This window comes from Cohnella thailandensis (assembly GCF_014212135.1).
GTDB classification, from domain to species: domain Bacteria; phylum Bacillota; class Bacilli; order Paenibacillales; family Paenibacillaceae; genus Cohnella; species Cohnella thailandensis.
This window is the reverse complement of sequence record NZ_JACJVQ010000001.1, coordinates 45,283-61,552: the sequence shown is the minus strand read 5'-3', so window position 1 is coordinate 61,552 and position 16,270 is coordinate 45,283. Positions and strand designations below refer to the sequence as shown.

Below are 16,270 nucleotides of genomic sequence, written 5' to 3'. Positions count from 1 at the left end.
GGGCGCGGTCAGTGAAGAGATTCGTCATGAAGTGCGGGGGCAGCACGCTGGCTGCCCTTCCGGACGCTTTTTTCCAAGATATAAGGGAACTGCAGGAGAGCGGAGTGGAGACGGTTATCGTCCATGGGGGCGGGCCGGCCATCAACGAGACGCTCGGCAAGCTTAACATCGAGAGCAAGTTCCTGAACGGGCTGCGCGTGACCGACGAAGCGACCCTCGAGGTCGTCGAGATGGTGCTCGCGGGGCGCATCAACAAGGAGATCGTTCGCAAGCTGCAGCAGAACGGGGCGAAGGCGCTGGGCCTGTCGGGCACGGACGGCCGCCTGATCGAGGCGCAGCCGGTCGAGAACGCCGGCGAGCTGGGCTTTGTCGGGGACACCGTAGGCGTCAACTCGGAGCTGATCGAGGGCATCCTGAAGCTGGGCTATCTTCCGGTTATCGCTCCGATCGGCATCGACAAGCAAGGCCAGCGCTACAACATCAACGCCGACACGGCGGCGGGAGCGGTCGCTTCCGGGCTGGGCGTCGAGCGAATGATCGTCGTCACCGACGTTCCCGGCATCATGAGGACGGTAGACGGGGAGAAAAAGGTGCTGCCGCAAGTAACGTTCGCGGACATCGAGGAGATGATCGCGAGCGGCGAGATCTACGGCGGGATGATTCCGAAAGTGCGAGCGGCCATGAGCTGCCTGCACGGCGACGTGAAGGAAGTCCTGATCGTGGACGGAGCGACGCCGAAGGTTCTGAGCCGCGCGGTTCGCGAAGGCGGAATCGGAACTCGTATTTTGCGAGGTTAATCTTTTATCACATTACAGGGTTGGAAAGGAGAGATTGAGATGAGCAGTTTGTTTCCGACATTCGCGCGCTATCCGATTACCATAGTGAAGGGGAAAGGAAGCCGTCTGTGGGACGACCAGGGCAAGGAGTATCTCGACTTCATGACCGGCATCGCGGTGACGAGTCTCGGGCACGTGCCGGAACGGGTGAAGAACGCTCTCGTGAATCAGTTGGATCAGCTGTGGCACGTATCCAACCTGTTCTACAACCCGAATCAAGAGAAAGCGGCCAAGCTGCTGACCGACAACAGCTGCGCCGACGCCGTGTTCTTCTGCAACAGCGGCGCCGAAGCGAACGAGGCGGCGATCAAGATCGCCCGCCGTTACCATCAGAAGGTGCTCGGCAACGAGCGTTACGAGATCGTTACGTTCACGCAATCGTTCCACGGGCGCACGCTGGCTACTTTGACGGCAACGGGCCAAGATAAGGTAAAGGAAGGCTTCCTGCCTCTTCCGGTCGGCTTCGTTCACGTTCCGCTTAACGATATCGAAGCACTTAAGGCAGCGATCACGGACAAGACGGCCGCGATCATGCTGGAGCTCATCCAGGCCGAAGGCGGCGTGCTCGAAGCGGATCCGCAATTCGTGCGCGAGGTTCGCGAGCTGTGCGACCGCGAAGGCATCCTGCTCATTCTCGACGAGATTCAGACGGGAATGGGACGGACCGGCAAGCTGTTCGCCTACGAGCACTACGGCATCGAACCGGATATTTTCACCTTGGCCAAGGGCATCGGAAGCGGCTTCCCGGTCGGCGCCATGCTGGCGAAGGCTCCGCTCATTCCGGCGTTCACGGCAGGCTCGCACGGCTCGACGTTCAGCGGCACGCCGATCGCCACGGCGGCGATCATCGCCACGATCGAGACGATGCTGATCGAGCAAGCGCCCGAGCGCGCCGCGGCATCCGGCGAGCTTCTGATCTCCAAGCTGCGCGCAGCCCTGAACGACCTGCCTAACGTCGTGGAAGTGCGCGGCCGCGGCTTGCTCGTCGGAATCGAGTGCGCGGGACCGGTCGCGGACATCGTCGCCGCCCTGCAGCAGCGCGGCCTGCTCGTCATCACGGCCGGACCGAACGTCCTGCGCCTGCTTCCGAACCTGCTCATTGCCGAAGAAGAGATCGACGAAGCGGTCGGCATCCTGGCTTCGGTCCTGTCCGAACAGCTGGCGGCTGCCACAAACTAAATTAAAACGCCTTAGTCGTCCCCTGGACGCCGGCCAAAAAATAGAGAAGCAAAGGAGGAATCGCCATGCATCCGACCCTCAACGTGGAGGAGCTTGCTAATGGCCTGAAGGGCCGCGATTTTCTCGGATTGGTTGATTACAAGCCGGAGGAGATTCGTTACCTGATCGACCTGGCTATCGATTTGAAGCGCAAGCAGAAGAACGGCGAGATCTATCAGCCTCTGAAGGGCAAAACTCTGGGGATGATTTTCGAGAAGTCGTCGACCCGCACCCGGGTGTCCTTCGAAGTGGGCATGTACCAATTGGGCGGCCACGCCCTGTTCCTTAGCAAGAACGACATTCAAATGGGCCGCGGCGAGACGATTCGCGATACGGCGATGGTCATGTCCCGTTACCTGGACGGCATGATCATCCGCACGTTCGGTCACCGCAACGTCGTCGAGCTGGCTCGCTCCGCGACCGTGCCGGTCATCAACGCGCTGTCCGACCAATCGCATCCGTGCCAAGCCCTCGCCGATTACCAAACGGTGTTCGAGAAGAAGGGCAAGCTGGAAGGCTTGAAGATCGCTTATATCGGCGACGGCAACAACATGCTGCATTCCCTCATGATCGGCGCCAGCAAGCTGGGCATGCACTTCGCGAGCGCGTCTCCGGAAGGCTACGACCCGGACGCCGAGCAGGTTCGCCTGGCGCGCGAATTCGCCAACGAGACGGGAGCGAAGGTCGACATCCTGCGCGACCCGCGCGAAGCGGTCGAGAACGCGGACGTCATCTACACGGACGTCTGGGCGAGCATGGGCTTCGAAGAAGAGCAGAAGGAGCGCGAACGCGCCTTCAAAGACTATCAAGTCAACGAGGAGCTCGTGAAGGGCGCCCATTCCGATTACCTGTTCATGCACTGCCTGCCGGCGCACCGCGGCGAAGAAGTGAGCGAGGGCGTCATCGACGGCCGCAACTCGGTAATCTTCGATGAGGCGGAGAACCGCCTGCACGCGCAGAAAGCGATCATGACCGCGATCATGTAAATTTTGTACGATCGATAGACCAGATAACGAAGGAGCGTTTACCCACCCATGGCTAAAGAAAAAATCGTGCTCGCCTACTCCGGCGGCCTGGACACTTCCGTCATCCTGACTTGGCTTAAAGAAACCTACGACGCGGAGATCATCACCTTTACCGCGGACATCGGCCAGAAGGAGGAGCTGGACGGCCTCGAAGAGAAGGCGATCAAGACCGGCGCTTCCAAGGTGTACATCGACGACCTGCGCGACGAATTCGCGAAGGACTTCATCTATCCGATGTTCCAAGCGGGCGCCCTGTACGAAGGCCAATACCTGCTCGGCACCTCGATCGCCCGTCCGCTGATCGCCAAGCGCATGGTCGAGATCGCCCGCGCGGAAGGCGCGACGGCGATCGCCCACGGCGCTACCGGCAAGGGCAACGACCAAGTCCGCTTCGAGCTGACGGCCGCCGCCCTGGCTCCCGACATTAAAGTGATCGCTCCTTGGCGCGATGAAGCGTTCCGCAACGCGTTTCCGGGACGCGCCGAGATGATCGCTTACGCCGAGAAGCACGGCATCAACGTTCAAGCCTCCGCGGCGAAGCCTTATTCGATGGACCGCAACCTGCTGCACATCAGCTTCGAGAGCGGCATGCTCGAGGATCCTTGGTTCGACTCCAGCGCGGACGACGTGCAGGACATGTACGTGCTGAGCGTCTCCCCGGAGAAAGCTCCGGACCAAGCGGAATACGTGGAACTGGACTTCGAAGGCGGCAATTGCGTGACCGTGAACGGGGAGAAGCTGAGCCCGCTGGCCGTCATGGAGAAGCTGAACGAGCTGGGCGGCAAGCACGGCATCGGACGCGTGGATATGGTGGAGAACCGCTTCGTCGGCATGAAGAGCCGCGGCGTATACGAGACGCCGGGCGGCACGATCCTGTTCACCGCCCATCGCAAAATGGAGTCGCTGACGATGGACCGCGACGTCATGCACCTGCGCGACTCGCTTATCTCCAAGTACGCTTCGCTCGTGTACAACGGCTTCTGGTTCGCTCCGGAGCGTCTGGCGATCCAAGCGCTCGTGAACGAGAGCCAGAAGAACGTGACGGGCACCGTTCGTTTGAAGCTGTACAAGGGCAACGTCATGGCCGCCGGCCTCAAGAGCCCGGTCAGCCTGTACAACCCTCACATCGCGACGATGGAAGCCGACCCGACCCAGGCCTACGACCAAGGCGACGCGACCGGCTTCATTCGCCTGAACGCGCTGCGCCTGAAGGTATCCTCCGGAGTGAACGGCGCTTCCGGCCTGAACGGGTAATCGAAGGGAGCTATTACGAACATGAGCAAGCTGTGGGGCGGACGGTTCACGAAGAAAACCGACCAGCTGGTCGAAGAATATACCGCATCGATTACGTTCGATAAGGAATTGGCCGAGGAGGACATCCAAGGCAGCCTGGCTCACGTCACGATGCTGGGCAAGTGCGGAATCCTTCCGGCCGAGGACGTGGAGACGATTAAGCTCGGGCTGATGAAGGTGCGCAACCGGATCCAGCGCGGAGAGATCGAATTCGAGATTTCGGACGAAGACATTCACATGAACATCGAGAAAGCGCTGATCGACGAGATCGGACCGGTCGGAGGCAAGCTGCACACCGGCCGCAGCCGGAACGACCAGGTCGCCACCGACATGCATCTGTACCTGCGCAAGCGCGTGGTCGAGTTCGTCGGGATGCTGTCCAAGCTCCAGGCGGCGCTGATCGGGCAAGCCAAAGCGAACCTCGACACGATCGTACCGGGCTATACCCATCTGCAGCGTGCGCAGCCGATCCTGTTCGCCCATCACCTGATGGCGTACGTCTCCATGTTCGGCCGCGATATCGAGCGCCTGCAAGACAGCTACAAGCGGATCGACGCCCTTCCTCTGGGAGCGGGAGCGCTCGCCGGCACGACGTTCGCGATCGATCGCCAGTACACGGCGAAGCTGCTGAACTTCGGCCGCGTCTACGAGAACAGCCTCGACGCCGTGAGCGACCGCGACTTCATCGTCGAGTTCCTCGCCGGAGCCTCGCTGATCATGACCCATCTCTCCCGCCTGAGCGAGGAGCTGATCCTGTGGTCGAGCACCGAGTTCCAATTCGTCGAGCTGGACGACGCTTTCTGTACCGGTTCGAGCATCATGCCGCAGAAAAAGAACCCGGACGTTCCGGAGCTTGTCCGCGGCAAAACGGGCCGGGTATACGGCAATCTCGTCGGTCTGCTGACCGTGCTGAAGTCCCTGCCTCTTGCTTACAACAAGGACATGCAAGAGGACAAGGAAGGCATGTTCGACACGGTGAAGACGCTGCAGGGAGCTCTGCAGCTGTTCGCTCCGATGATCGAGACGATGAAGGTCCGCAAGGACAAAATGCGCCGCGCGGTCGACCAAGACTTCTCGAACGCGACCGACATCGCCGACTTCCTTGTGAACAAGGGACTTCCGTTCCGCCAAGCGCATGAAGTCATCGGCAAAACGGTTCTGTACTGCATCCAGCAGAACAAGTTCCTGCTCGACCTGACGTTGGAGGAATTCAAGCAGTTCTCCACTCTGTTCGACGATCGCATCTACGAGGTGCTGAAGCCGGAAACGGTCGTGAACGCGCGCAACGTCTACGGAGGCACGGCCTCCGTGCAGGTCGCCGCCGCGATCGAACGCGCCGAAGCCGAACTCGCCAAGACGCAAGCTTGGGCCGAGGAGTACGCGGAGAAGAGCAAATAAAGGTTGTACGATGTAGGCCCGAGACCCGCCGGTGCGGTTTCGGGCTGTTTTTTTATATGCGTGCTGCATTTAAAAGTTATTTATTCGGATTCTGCCTTCGGCTAACTTTCATTCCCATGTCGCTAAACGCTCGCTCGACACTCGCTCCATTCTCGCCCCACGCACGCCTCATTCTCGCCCTACGCTCGATTAACACTCACTTCACGCTCGCTCACACCGCCCCACACTCACCCTACACACTCACCCTCCGCTCACCCTCCGCTCACCCTCCGCTCACCCCACTGTGTCGCCTCTCCCCTTGGCTCAGGGTTAGTCGTCTTGTAACGGGAGTGATGAAGTTCCCCAGACCCCGCTGCTAGTCTTCTCCCATAAGATTCCCCAGCTCCTCACTTCCCTGCACCATCCATCTTCGGTTCGCACGTGGAGGCTTTTACTGAACCTGAACTGTAACGGCAATTCAGTAACCCTAAGACCCTAACCTGAGCGAAAGGGAGAGGCAGCATAGTGTTAGGAACGGAAGTGAATAAGCGCAACCGAGCGTCTCCCTTTAAGCGAAACGAAGCGACCTGGGAACAGTCCTGAGTGAAAGGGAGAGGCGGCATAGTGTTAGGAACGGAAGGGGAATAAGCGCAACCGAACGTCTCCCCCTCAAGCAGAAACGAAGTGATCTAGCAACAATCCTGAGCGAAAGGGAGAGGCGACATAGTGTTAGGAGCGAAGTGGAAAAGCGCAACCGAGCGTCTCCCCCACAAGCGAAAACGAAGCGACCTAAGAACAGTCCTGAGTGAAAGGGAGAGGCGGCATAAGCATAATGAAGAGAGTCGAGGCTTTTAACCTAAGCGTGGCCGACTTGCCTCACACCAGCTCAACGGCACCGCTGGAGCTGCCGGTCCCGCTGTCGGAGCCGCCGTTCCCCGTCAGGCGGGAGTCGGCCGGGTTCACGGCGATGAGCTCGTTCTGCGCCTTGTAGGTGCTCGTTGCGAGTTTGGCGCGTTCGACGGCTTCCCCGTTCACTTTTTTCACCCGGTACGATTCGATAACGAGACCTTCCTTGCCCGCCTGCTGGACCTTCGAGCCGCCGAGCTTGACCTCGCTGTCCGACACGTACACCGTCTTCGGGGCGACGCTCTTTTTCTGAACGGTCTCGATCTCGTACTGAACGCTCTCGTCCATGGTGCCGAACAGCTTCACGGTGAGCACCTTATCCTTCACGACGGTTCGGATCAACAATTGCTTGCCCGTCGTGTTTTTGAACCGGAAGTCGATATACCCGTCGGCGAAGGTGGCGTCGAGCCCGAGAGGGAGGTAGGAGACCGGAATCGAATGGTTGCGGCGCTCGGTGATATCGATGCCGTCTACTCGGATGATGGCATTGTAAAGAGTGCTGGATACTTGGCAGATGCCGCCTCCAATGCCGGGGACCAGCTTGCCGTTCTGGATGACGGGCGCTTCCTTGTAGCCGTATTCCTTCTCGGCTTTGGCGACGATATCCCCGTAGCTGAACTCGTCTCCGGGCAGGAGCAGCGTTCCGTCGAGCGCCATGGCGGCCGCCGTGACGTTGTGCGAACGGCCTTCTCCGCTCGTTTCGAAGGAGGTGGAGAATTCCATGATTTTGCGCGCGAGGCCTTCCTCCTTCAGGCTGGCGACCGTCACCTCGGGGACGACCTCCGCCAGCGGAAGCTCAACCTCATATTCTGTTGGAGTGGCGTCAGTCAACGATAGAGGGGCGAGATGGGCAATCGACTCCCGCAAAGCTGCCAGGTCGGCTTTCGTTCCGATGATCTCGGGAGCGTAGACGACCTCGTCCAGCTCCGTGATCGTTCTCGATGCATTGCGAGGCTCCGAGGCCCCGAGCTCTCCCCAAGCCCGAGCCGTTTCGCTGCTCAGCGCCGTCTCATCCCAAGCCACCGCAAACCCGTATTCCGATCGCAGTTCCTTCTTCATTTTCCCCCTTTGATACCATTTCGCCTTGCCGAACGCCTCCAGGGCACGCTCCGCTTCCTTCGCTTCGATGCTCATGCCCAGCTTGGCGAGCGGCAAGGAGGATTCCGACGGATCCCCTTTCAGCCGAACCTTGACCTTCTCCAGCTCGCTCGTGCGCTCCCGCAGAAGCTTCAGCGCTTGCTCCGAGCTCATGCCGCCAATCTGCAAGCCTCCGACGCTCAGCCGGGCAGGGAGCAAATCTTCTCCTTCCCGAATCGCGCGCCCTCCGGCCGTACCGGCTCCCACTCCGACCACGATGACGAAGACGATCGCGGCTATCCACCATTTTCTCATGGGCACCCCTCCAATCATCCATTGGAATCCAGAACATAAAGAGACTGGCATAATCATATACGATTATCCAGAGGGCATTGTTGTTGGTGCAGATTAGAAAATTTTAAAAAAATCCGGAAAATCAAGCCGTACAAGCCCTCTAGGTCGAACGGACCTGGTGGATGTTGGAGAGAGGGATCGACAAGGGGAGGATTTTCCCGCATGATGTCGAAGTATCTAAAGTCTGAATACAAACAGGAAGTGATCATGTGATAGAAATGCACGACATCTGGAAGACCTATCCGGACGGAACCTCCGCGCTTCAAGGCGTCAATGTTGTGATCGACCGCAATGAGTTCGTATACATAGTCGGGCCTTCCGGTGCAGGGAAATCCACCTTCATGAAGCTCATCTATCGGGAAGAGGTGCCCACCAAAGGGCAGCTGTCCGTCAATGGGTTCAATATAGGCAAGCTTAAACCGCGCAAGATTCCTTACGTACGCCGCAACATCGGAGTCGTGTTTCAGGACTTCCGGCTGCTGCCGAAGCTGACGGCCTACGAGAACGTCGCTTTCGCCATGGAAGTCATCGAGGCCTCCAAGCGCTCGATCCGCCGCCGCACGATGGAGGTTCTGGACCTCGTCGGCTTGAAGCACAAGGCGAACAGCCTGCCCGCGCAGCTGTCCGGCGGGGAGCAGCAGCGCGTCGCCATCGCGCGCGCCATCGTCAACAATCCGGCGGTTATCGTCGCGGACGAGCCTACCGGCAATCTGGATCCGGAGACCTCGTGGGGCATCATGAAGCTCCTGGAGGAGATCAATTTCCGCGGAACGACCATCGTCATGGCTACCCACAATAAGGAGATCGTCAACAGCCTGCGCAAGCGCGTCATCGCGATCGAGCGCGGCTCCATCGTCAGGGACGAGATCAGAGGGGAGTATGGCTATGAAGTTTAGCACCTTCCTTCGGCACTTGAGAGAAGGCTTCAAGAACGTTCTGCGCAACGGCTGGATGTCCTTCGCCTCGGTAGGCTCCATAATCGTTTCTTTATTTATATTAGGCGTCTTTATGCTGTTAGCCCTCAACGTCGATAAGCTCGCGACCCAGATCGAGAGTCAGGTCGAGATCCGCGTTTACGTCCAGCTTGGAACAGAGCAGGCAAGGATCGACGAGATCAACCGGACGATCGGCCGCATTCCCGAGGTGAAGAAGGTTACCTTCGTCTCCAAGGAGGAGGGGCTCGAGCGGCTCAGGGAGAACCTGGACGACAACGCGAAGACGGCTCTGCAGGGGTATGAGAACGAGAACAATCCGCTTCCGGACGGATTTGACGTCGAGGTATTCGATCCTCAGAACGTCGCCTACGTGGCGAAGCAGATTCAAGCCATCAACGACGCGAACGCCGACCGCCCGATCATGGGCGTCAACTACGGCCAAGGCACGGTCGAGAAGCTGTTCCGGATCACGAACGCGGTGCGCAACATCGGCCTCGTTATCGTCGCCGGCCTCGCGATCATGGCGATGTTCCTGATCTCGACGACGATCAAGATGACGATACTGGCCCGCCGCCGCGAGATCGGCATCATGAAGCTGGTCGGCGCGACGAACAACTTTATCCGTTGGCCTTTCTTCGTGGAAGGGGTGCTTATCGGTCTAGGCGGGGCAGCCATCACGAGCGCTATCCTGATGTTCGGCTATTCCCAGCTGATCGACACCGCCCAATACGACATGGGACTCATGCTGATCAAGCTAGCGGGCGTGCAGGAAGTAGGCTGGTTCATTACCGGAACGCTGCTCATTCTGGGCACCTTGCTCGGCATTTGGGGAAGCGTCGTATCCGTTCGTAAATACCTGAAGGTATAGTTCGAGCAACAAGAGAGTGTGGGAGGAGAGATCACGTGAAGCGCAAGCTGTTGGCGGTCCTCGCCATGTTGGTCGCTGTCGTTTTTCTGACTCAGCCTTATGAGAGCCATGCGGAGACCGAGCTTCAGAAGATCGAGAAGGAGATCAAGAAGCTGCAGGACCGGATGAACCAGGCTACCCAAGAGAAGAAGCAAGCGGAGCAGGAAGCCCAGGCGCTGGCCGCCAAGAAGAACGCGACCAAGGAAGATATCAACGCCCTTCTCGTCGAGATCCAGGAAGCGGGCATGGAATTGGTAAAGACGCAGGCGGAGATCGACGCCGCCCAAGAGAAGCTGCTTCAGACGACCGCGGAGCTGGAGAAGGCCGAAGCGGAGAGGCAGAACCGGGACGAGATGCTGCAGAGCCGGATCCGGCTTATGTATACGAACGGAACCGTATCCTATCTGGAAGTCTTGCTGAGCTCGACGAGCTTCAGCGACTTCCTGAGCCGCTTCGACGCGCTCAAGTCGATCATGAACCAGGACAAGCAGGTGCTCGTCCAGAGCGAGGAATACAAGTCTCTTGTCGAGGAGAAGAAAGCGCAGGTGGAGAGCGACCTGGCCGCGGTTCAGGCGCTTTACGGCGAGATGGCGGAACGCAAGGCGAGCCTCGAGATCAAGGAGCAATCCAAAGAGGTCCTCATTTCGCAGCTGGACCAGCAGATCGAAGAGACGGAAGAGATCAGCGAAGAAGCCGAGAAGGCTCTGATCGACTTCGGCAAGGAGTACTCCAAGCTGCTGGAGAAGAAGAACCAGATCAAGAACTATTATAAAGGCGGCAAGCTCGGGGTTCCGTTGCGAGCCGAGTATCGTATCTCCTCTCCGTACGGATATCGAACGCACCCGGTCTCGGGACAGAAGAACAAGCTTCATACGGGGATGGATATGGCGGTGCCGAAGGGAACTCCGATCTACGCGGCGGAATCGGGCGTCGTCATCGTCGCCCAAACGTGGAGCGGATACGGCAATACGATTATCATTAACCACGGCGGCGGACTTTGGACGCTGTACGGCCATATCTTGAACGGAGGAATTCTCGTCGAGAAGGGCGAAGAGGTCAAGCGAGGGGACAAGATCGGCCTCGTCGGCAAGACCGGAACCGCGACGGGCTACCACCTTCACTTCGAGGTTCGGAAGAACGGCGAACCGGTCAATCCCGCGCCTTACCTGAAATAAGAAGAGAGAGTTCACCTACGAGCGGCCGCTCCCGTCTCTCGCGCAAGCGGGGGAGGAGCGGCCGTTTTTTCCTTTCCGGAAGATGGCTCCAGGGCATCGTTTGCCGAGAAAACGTTTTTGATGCTTGCGAGATCGTCTATTTCATTAGATGATAAAAAGGAAAGGGGGGAGTCTTCATGGTGTTTCGCGGACGAACGGTACTGGCGATCATGGTGCTGACGGTTCTGACGACCGTCATCGCGACCATCGGGACGCTGGGCTTATCGGGAAATACGGGTTGGAGCCTCGCCTCGGGGTTCTCCTCCGGATCGTCGAATTCGGCGGAGGAGACGGAGAATGGCTGGAATAATTCGGAGCTGAGAAAGCTGAACGACGCTTTCGAGCTTATCGAGGATAAATATCTGCTTCCGTTCGATAGGGAGAAGCTGCTCGACGGAGCCATCCAAGGAATGGTCTCGGCTCTAGGGGATCCCTACTCCACCTACTATTCCTCGGCGGACGCCTCCAAGTTCACGGATGCGGTGCAGGGAACGTTCACGGGGATCGGGGCGAAGCTGGACATTATCGAAGGAGCCGTCGTCGTCGAGAAGGTGATGACGGGGATGCCCGCCGAACGGGCCGGCCTTCAAGCGGGGGACATTCTTCTCTCCGTGAACGGAGAGAGTCTGGATTCGCTGTCCCTAAGCGAATCGATCGAGAAAATTCGCGGCCCCAAGGGCACCAAGGCGAAGCTAACCGTCAAAAGAATCGGCGTCGCCGGGCTCCTAGAGCTGGAGCTGATCCGCGACCGGATCGTGGAGGAGACGGTAGGCAGCGAGCTCGGAGCCGACGGGATCGGCTATCTGTGGATCAGCCAGTTTACCTTCGACACGCCGAAGCTCGTCGAGCAGGAGCTGCAGGGGCTGGAGAATGCGGGATTCCGCGCCCTTATCCTCGACGTTCGCGACAATCCGGGCGGGGTTCTGACCGCCGTCGAGGATGTCGCGAAGCTCTTTATTCCTTCGGGTAAAACTATCGTGATCGAAGAGAACGGCTTCGGCCAGCAGAACCAAATCGTCTCCAAGGGAACGAACGATTCGGCGGGCGGCAGGCAGTATCCGATCGTTGTCCTCGTGAACGGAGGAAGCGCCAGCGCCTCCGAGATTTTGGCCGGGGCGCTGAAGCAATCGGCCGGAGCGACCCTGGTCGGCAGCCAAACTTACGGCAAGGGCACCGTTCAGATCAGCTTCGAGAACGAGCTCGGAGACGGAAGCTTGCTTAAGCTGACCGTATCGAAGTGGCTGCTGCCCGACGGAACGTGGCTCAACGGGCAAGGGATCAAACCGGACATCGCCGTTGCGATGCCGGACTATTATTCGGTCTCCGTCCTGTCGAGAGAGCACGATCTCAAGAAGGACGAGACGAGCGAAGACGTGCGGAACCTGCAGCTCATGCTGAAAGGGGCAGGCTACTCGCCCGGCCGCGAGGACGGGTACTTCAGCTCGGAGACGGAGCTGGCGGTGCGGGCGTTCCAGCGGGACGCGAAGCTGGCCGAGACGGGGATCGTCGACGGCGCGACGGCGGATAAGCTCGAGGATACCTTATACCTGCGAATGCAGAAGCTGGAGAACGATCCTCAGTGGCAGGCGGCTCACGGACAAGCGTTGAAGAAGATCGGCGGCTAGCTCGCGGAGGAGGGATTTTCCGGAAGGATTTCGCAGCCGGCTCGTCGAATAGGTCGAATAGGCAGTAGGCTGCGAAAGGGGGATGCGGGATGAACTCTCTTATGGAATTGTTAGGGGAAGCGGGCGAGGCGCTCATGGCCATGCTGGCCGCCCCTTATCTTTATATAGCCGTTCTTCTGGCGTGGTGGCACGCTCGGCAAGAGGTCGTGCTCCAGCGGACCATGTTTCACGTCCGGCTTTATAGCTCGCTCACCGTTGTTTTTTACCGTACGCTCGCCGGTCTTGCGGCAGGGCTTATTTTATCTGTATTAAGTTTGGGAGCGGGCGGCCGGTTGGACGAAGCGACGCTGCTCTGCGTATGGATCGCGCTGCCCATCTTGGCGTTATTCCGGCTTCGATACGTTTGTATCGCGTACGGGGCGGGAGCGCTTGGCGTGCTTCAGTATGTTCTGGACTGGAGCGGAGTGGAAGCTTCGGACGGCGAGGCGGCCAAGGCGGTGCTCGGCATCGACGTTCCGGCTCTGCTCGTCCTCGCCGGCCTGCTCCACATCGGGGAAGGGCTGCTCGTGAGATGGCAGGCCTCCAAGTTCGCCGTTCCCTTGTTTTTGGAAGGGAAGCGCGGCAAGCCGATAGGAGCGTTTGCCCTGTCGGGGCTGTGGCCGGTTCCTCTGCTGTGGCTCGTTCCAATGACAGGAACGGGGGAAGGCTTCACGCTGCCGTGGACGCCGCTATTCGACCTGGACGGGAATGCGGCGGGATGGGCTCTGCTCGCCTTTCCGGTGCTGATCGGCTTCACCGACCGGACGACGACGAAATGGCCGGAGAACAAGGCGCGCGAGATGAGCTGGGGGCTGATCCTATACGGAGTCGCGATTGTCGCTCTAGCGGTCGGGGCTTGGTATTGGTCGCCGCTCGCGTTGATCGCAGCCGTTCTGGCTTTCGTGCTGCATGAGGGCCTGCTGCTGTGGGGACGAGCTAAAGAGGCGGGCCGGAATCCCTTGTTCGCGCAGGACGGCCGGGGAGTCATGGTGCTTGCCGTGCTGCCGGGCACTCCGGCGTCCGAGCTGGGACTCCAGTCGGGCGAGAAAATCTTGAAGGTGAACGGGCAGAAGGTACGCGACAAAGAGCAGCTTCACGAGGCTCTCCAGCTCCAAGCGGCATACTATCGGTTGGAGGTTGCGAATCGGGAAGGCCACGTGAAGTTCGTGCAGCGCGCCCGCTACGCGGGCGAGCCTCATCAGCTCGGCCTTATCCTCGCTCCGGACGAGGATGCCGATTGGGTGGCCGCGCCGCGGTCCGGCTCCGTCTGGCAAGGTCTGCAGCGGGCGGGAGCGAGAAGGCGCCGGGGGCGCCAGGAGGCTATCGCGGCCGCGATCGGCGAGGCCCGCGGAGCGAACGGCGAGCTGGCGGCAGGCCAGGACGCGAAGGAGCGTGCGCCGGAGTCGGATACGGCCGGCACCGCCGATTCGCCCGAGTCGAAGGGCGATCCGGATGCGCTTCCTCCGCGAAGCTCCAAGAATAAATAAGCACCTCCTACAGTTGACAAGGCAGGTTAGGCTTGATAGGATGTAGTGACATCGGAAGTTCCCTAGGGTTCCGCGGCAAGTCGCCAAGCAGGCGGCGGGCCGGGCCGGTCCGAGAGGGAACGCGCGGTCTCATAAGGGACGCGTACACGGAGGGATAGAAGCCCGGGAGTACCTTGATGTCGGCCGGCGCAGTTCATGCTGCGGCGGTCGGCGCGAGAATACTCTCGGGCTTTTTGCCGTGCTTGTCCCTGCCTGCGCGCATATTTTTCGAGAATGGGATAAACTTCATGGGGGAGGTTGCATGCAATGAACAAATATTGGCTGCTGCTTATCGTGGCCGGCATTAGCGAAGTCGGCTGGGTCTCCGGTTTAAAGCACGCAAACAGCTGGTGGACGTGGGCTTTGACCGCTATCGTCATTTTTTTCAGCTTCTACGCTTTGATCCTGGTGACGAAGGTGTTGCCCGTAGGAACGACTTATGCGGTCTTTACGGGAATCGGAGCGGCGGGCACGGTGCTGGGAGAGTCGATCTTTTTCGGCGAGCCTCTGAGCTGGGGCAAGCTGGCGCTTGTTGTCGTCATGATTATAGGGATCGCGGGTTTGAAGATAACGGCGGGTCATTCGGAACCGGCGGCGAAGGAGGCGAACTAACGTGGCGTGGGTCTTGCTGATTTTGGCGGGTTTGGGAGAAGTGGTCGGCGTCATGGGACTAAACCGTTGGAACGAGAAACGCAATGCGAGCTCTCTTGCTCTGCTGGTGGTTGGATTTCTAGCCAGCTTCATCCTGCTTACGTCTTCGCTTCAATCGCTGTCCATGGGTACCGCCTATGCGATATGGACCGGGATCGGGACCATCGGCGCGACTCTCATGGGAATGTTCTTTTTCGGAGAGTCGCGCGATGGACGGAGAATCTTTTTCCTCGTGCTTGTCGTTGCGGCGGCTATCGGATTGAAGCTTGTGGAATAGGACCGCTCAAGTCGTTTTATGACCGCGGGCGTACAGGAGATAAGAGTAAGCCGTCGGGATCAGCGTGCTTCCCGCAACGCAAACCAGAACGACAGCGGCAAGCCAGAACGAAGAGGCGAGCCAAGCGGCCGCGAACATCAGGATTCCGGCGATTACCCACAGCCTGGCGGCCAGGCGATGCGTGCGATTCCAATTGGTTTCGTCGCTAAGGGCCCACGGCGTCTTGATGCCGACAAAGAAGTTGCTCTTAACCTGGCCCATCCGGTTGCCGAGAACAAACCATAGCACTCCGATGGCGCCGATGATGACATTCGGGACCTTAATGGAATAGCCGAGCTCGCTAAGGATAATCATGTTGAAAATGACGTGAGCGAACAGGCTGAAGCCCCAGCGAATCAACGTAAAATAGCTTTTGAATCGCGAATAGTTGCTTCGGCGAGGGTCGAAATGGCGCATGACGGTCATAAAAACAGGAAGCAATACCGCTATCGCGCCGTACAAAAGCCAGAAGCCCCACTTGGGCATCGTGTTGTCGACTTCCCCGTTGACGTTGTAATGGGAAGCGACTTCGCTCGGCAGACGGTGGTTAAACAAGGCGAACGAGACGGCGAGTATGGCAAGAGTGATGAGGAATTGCCAAGTATCGCTTTTGCTCCAGCTAGGCGGGCGCTCGTTGCCGAATTTAGGATTTGTCATGGGTATCTTCTCCTTTGGTCCCCATCATTCCGAGAAACCAGCCCAGCGTCTCCTGAATGACGGTCATATTAAGGGAATAAATGATACTCTGTCCTTGCCGTACGTCTTCGATCAACCGGGCATTCTTGAGAATGCTTAAGTGATGAGAGATGCTCGGCTTCGAGATCGAGAAATGCTCGGCGATCTCCCCGGCGGACAGATCCCTTTCCTTAAGGAGCTGAATGATTTGTCGCCGGGTCGGATCGGATAACGCCTTGAACGTGTCGTTCATGCGAATGCGACCTTTCTAATTAGATATTTAGATAATCATCTAA

15 protein-coding genes and 1 riboswitch are annotated in these 16,270 nt (G+C 59.0%); of the genes, 12 read left to right on the top strand and 3 right to left on the bottom strand.

The window, feature by feature from the left end; translation table 11 throughout:
• Window positions 1–26: 26 nt before the first annotated feature.
• The 5 genes from argB (at window position 27) to argH (ending at window position 5,770) form a co-directional block, all read left to right on the top strand.
• A complete protein-coding gene (gene argB / locus H7B67_RS00245) occupies window positions 27–797 on the top strand; it encodes an acetylglutamate kinase (RefSeq protein WP_185117841.1) in 771 nt (256 codons plus the stop codon).
• 39 nt (window positions 798–836) lie between these two features.
• The gene (argD, locus tag H7B67_RS00240) at window positions 837–2,015 is read left to right on the top strand and encodes an acetylornithine transaminase (protein ID WP_185117796.1); all 1,179 of its coding nucleotides are present in this window, start codon (window positions 837–839) and stop codon (window positions 2,013–2,015) included.
• Between the two features lie 65 nt (window positions 2,016–2,080).
• Window positions 2,081–3,040 (top strand): ornithine carbamoyltransferase, encoded by a 960-nt coding sequence (gene argF, locus H7B67_RS00235; RefSeq protein ID WP_185117795.1) that lies wholly within the window; start codon window positions 2,081–2,083, stop codon window positions 3,038–3,040.
• A 48-nt stretch (window positions 3,041–3,088) separates the two neighbouring features.
• Complete coding sequence (locus tag H7B67_RS00230) at window positions 3,089–4,333, top strand: argininosuccinate synthase (RefSeq protein WP_185117794.1); 1,245 nt, start codon at window positions 3,089–3,091, stop codon at window positions 4,331–4,333.
• Window positions 4,334–4,354: 21 nt separating this feature from the next.
• Window positions 4,355–5,770, top strand: a complete 1,416-nt coding sequence (argH, locus tag H7B67_RS00225; RefSeq protein ID WP_185117793.1) for an argininosuccinate lyase — start codon at window positions 4,355–4,357, stop codon at window positions 5,768–5,770.
• Window positions 5,771–6,625: 855 nt separating this feature from the next.
• On the opposite strand, the gene H7B67_RS00220 is transcribed toward argH, so the two are convergent.
• On the bottom strand, window positions 6,626–8,047 hold the full coding sequence (locus H7B67_RS00220; protein ID WP_185117792.1) for a VanW family protein: 1,422 nt from the start codon (window positions 8,045–8,047) through the stop codon (window positions 6,626–6,628).
• Between the two features lie 248 nt (window positions 8,048–8,295).
• Here H7B67_RS00220 and ftsE point away from each other — a divergent pair, with 248 nt between their 5' ends.
• The 7 genes from ftsE to H7B67_RS00185 all read left to right on the top strand — a co-directional run bounded on the left by ftsE (window position 8,296) and on the right by H7B67_RS00185 (window position 15,260).
• Window positions 8,296–8,982 (top strand): cell division ATP-binding protein FtsE, encoded by a 687-nt coding sequence (gene ftsE, locus H7B67_RS00215; protein WP_185117791.1) that lies wholly within the window; start codon window positions 8,296–8,298, stop codon window positions 8,980–8,982.
• Window positions 8,972–9,889 (top strand): permease-like cell division protein FtsX, encoded by a 918-nt coding sequence (ftsX, locus tag H7B67_RS00210; protein ID WP_185117790.1) that lies wholly within the window; start codon window positions 8,972–8,974, stop codon window positions 9,887–9,889. The genes ftsE and ftsX overlap by 11 nt, the downstream gene beginning before the upstream one ends.
• Before the next feature lie 35 nt (window positions 9,890–9,924).
• Window positions 9,925–11,103: a peptidoglycan DD-metalloendopeptidase family protein gene (locus H7B67_RS00205; protein WP_185117789.1), complete on the top strand. Its 1,179-nt coding sequence runs from the start codon at window positions 9,925–9,927 to the stop codon at window positions 11,101–11,103.
• A 176-nt stretch (window positions 11,104–11,279) separates the two neighbouring features.
• On the top strand, window positions 11,280–12,767 hold the full coding sequence (locus H7B67_RS00200) for a S41 family peptidase (RefSeq protein ID WP_185117788.1): 1,488 nt from the start codon (window positions 11,280–11,282) through the stop codon (window positions 12,765–12,767).
• Between the two features lie 89 nt (window positions 12,768–12,856).
• Complete coding sequence (locus H7B67_RS00195; RefSeq protein WP_185117787.1) at window positions 12,857–14,293, top strand: PDZ domain-containing protein; 1,437 nt, start codon at window positions 12,857–12,859, stop codon at window positions 14,291–14,293.
• Window positions 14,294–14,344: 51 nt separating this feature from the next.
• Window positions 14,345–14,464: riboswitch (guanidine-I (ykkC/yxkD leader) on the top strand.
• Window positions 14,465–14,599: 135 nt separating this feature from the next.
• A complete protein-coding gene (locus H7B67_RS00190) occupies window positions 14,600–14,944 on the top strand; it encodes a DMT family transporter (protein ID WP_185117786.1) in 345 nt (114 codons plus the stop codon).
• Window position 14,945: 1 nt separating this feature from the next.
• On the top strand, window positions 14,946–15,260 hold the full coding sequence (locus tag H7B67_RS00185; RefSeq protein ID WP_185117785.1) for an SMR family transporter: 315 nt from the start codon (window positions 14,946–14,948) through the stop codon (window positions 15,258–15,260).
• A 6-nt stretch (window positions 15,261–15,266) separates the two neighbouring features.
• Here H7B67_RS00185 and H7B67_RS00180 read toward each other — a convergent pair whose 3' ends face one another.
• Both H7B67_RS00180 and H7B67_RS00175 read right to left on the bottom strand, forming a co-directional pair.
• Window positions 15,267–15,956 carry an SdpI family protein gene (locus H7B67_RS00180; protein ID WP_185117784.1) on the bottom strand — a complete coding sequence of 230 codons (690 nt, stop codon included), beginning with the start codon at window positions 15,954–15,956 and terminating at the stop codon, window positions 15,267–15,269.
• Window positions 15,943–16,227 carry an autorepressor SdpR family transcription factor gene (locus H7B67_RS00175; protein WP_185117783.1) on the bottom strand — a complete coding sequence of 95 codons (285 nt, stop codon included), beginning with the start codon at window positions 16,225–16,227 and terminating at the stop codon, window positions 15,943–15,945. Before H7B67_RS00175 ends, H7B67_RS00180 begins: the two co-directional genes overlap by 14 nt.
• Between the last annotated feature and the right edge of the window lie 43 nt (window positions 16,228–16,270).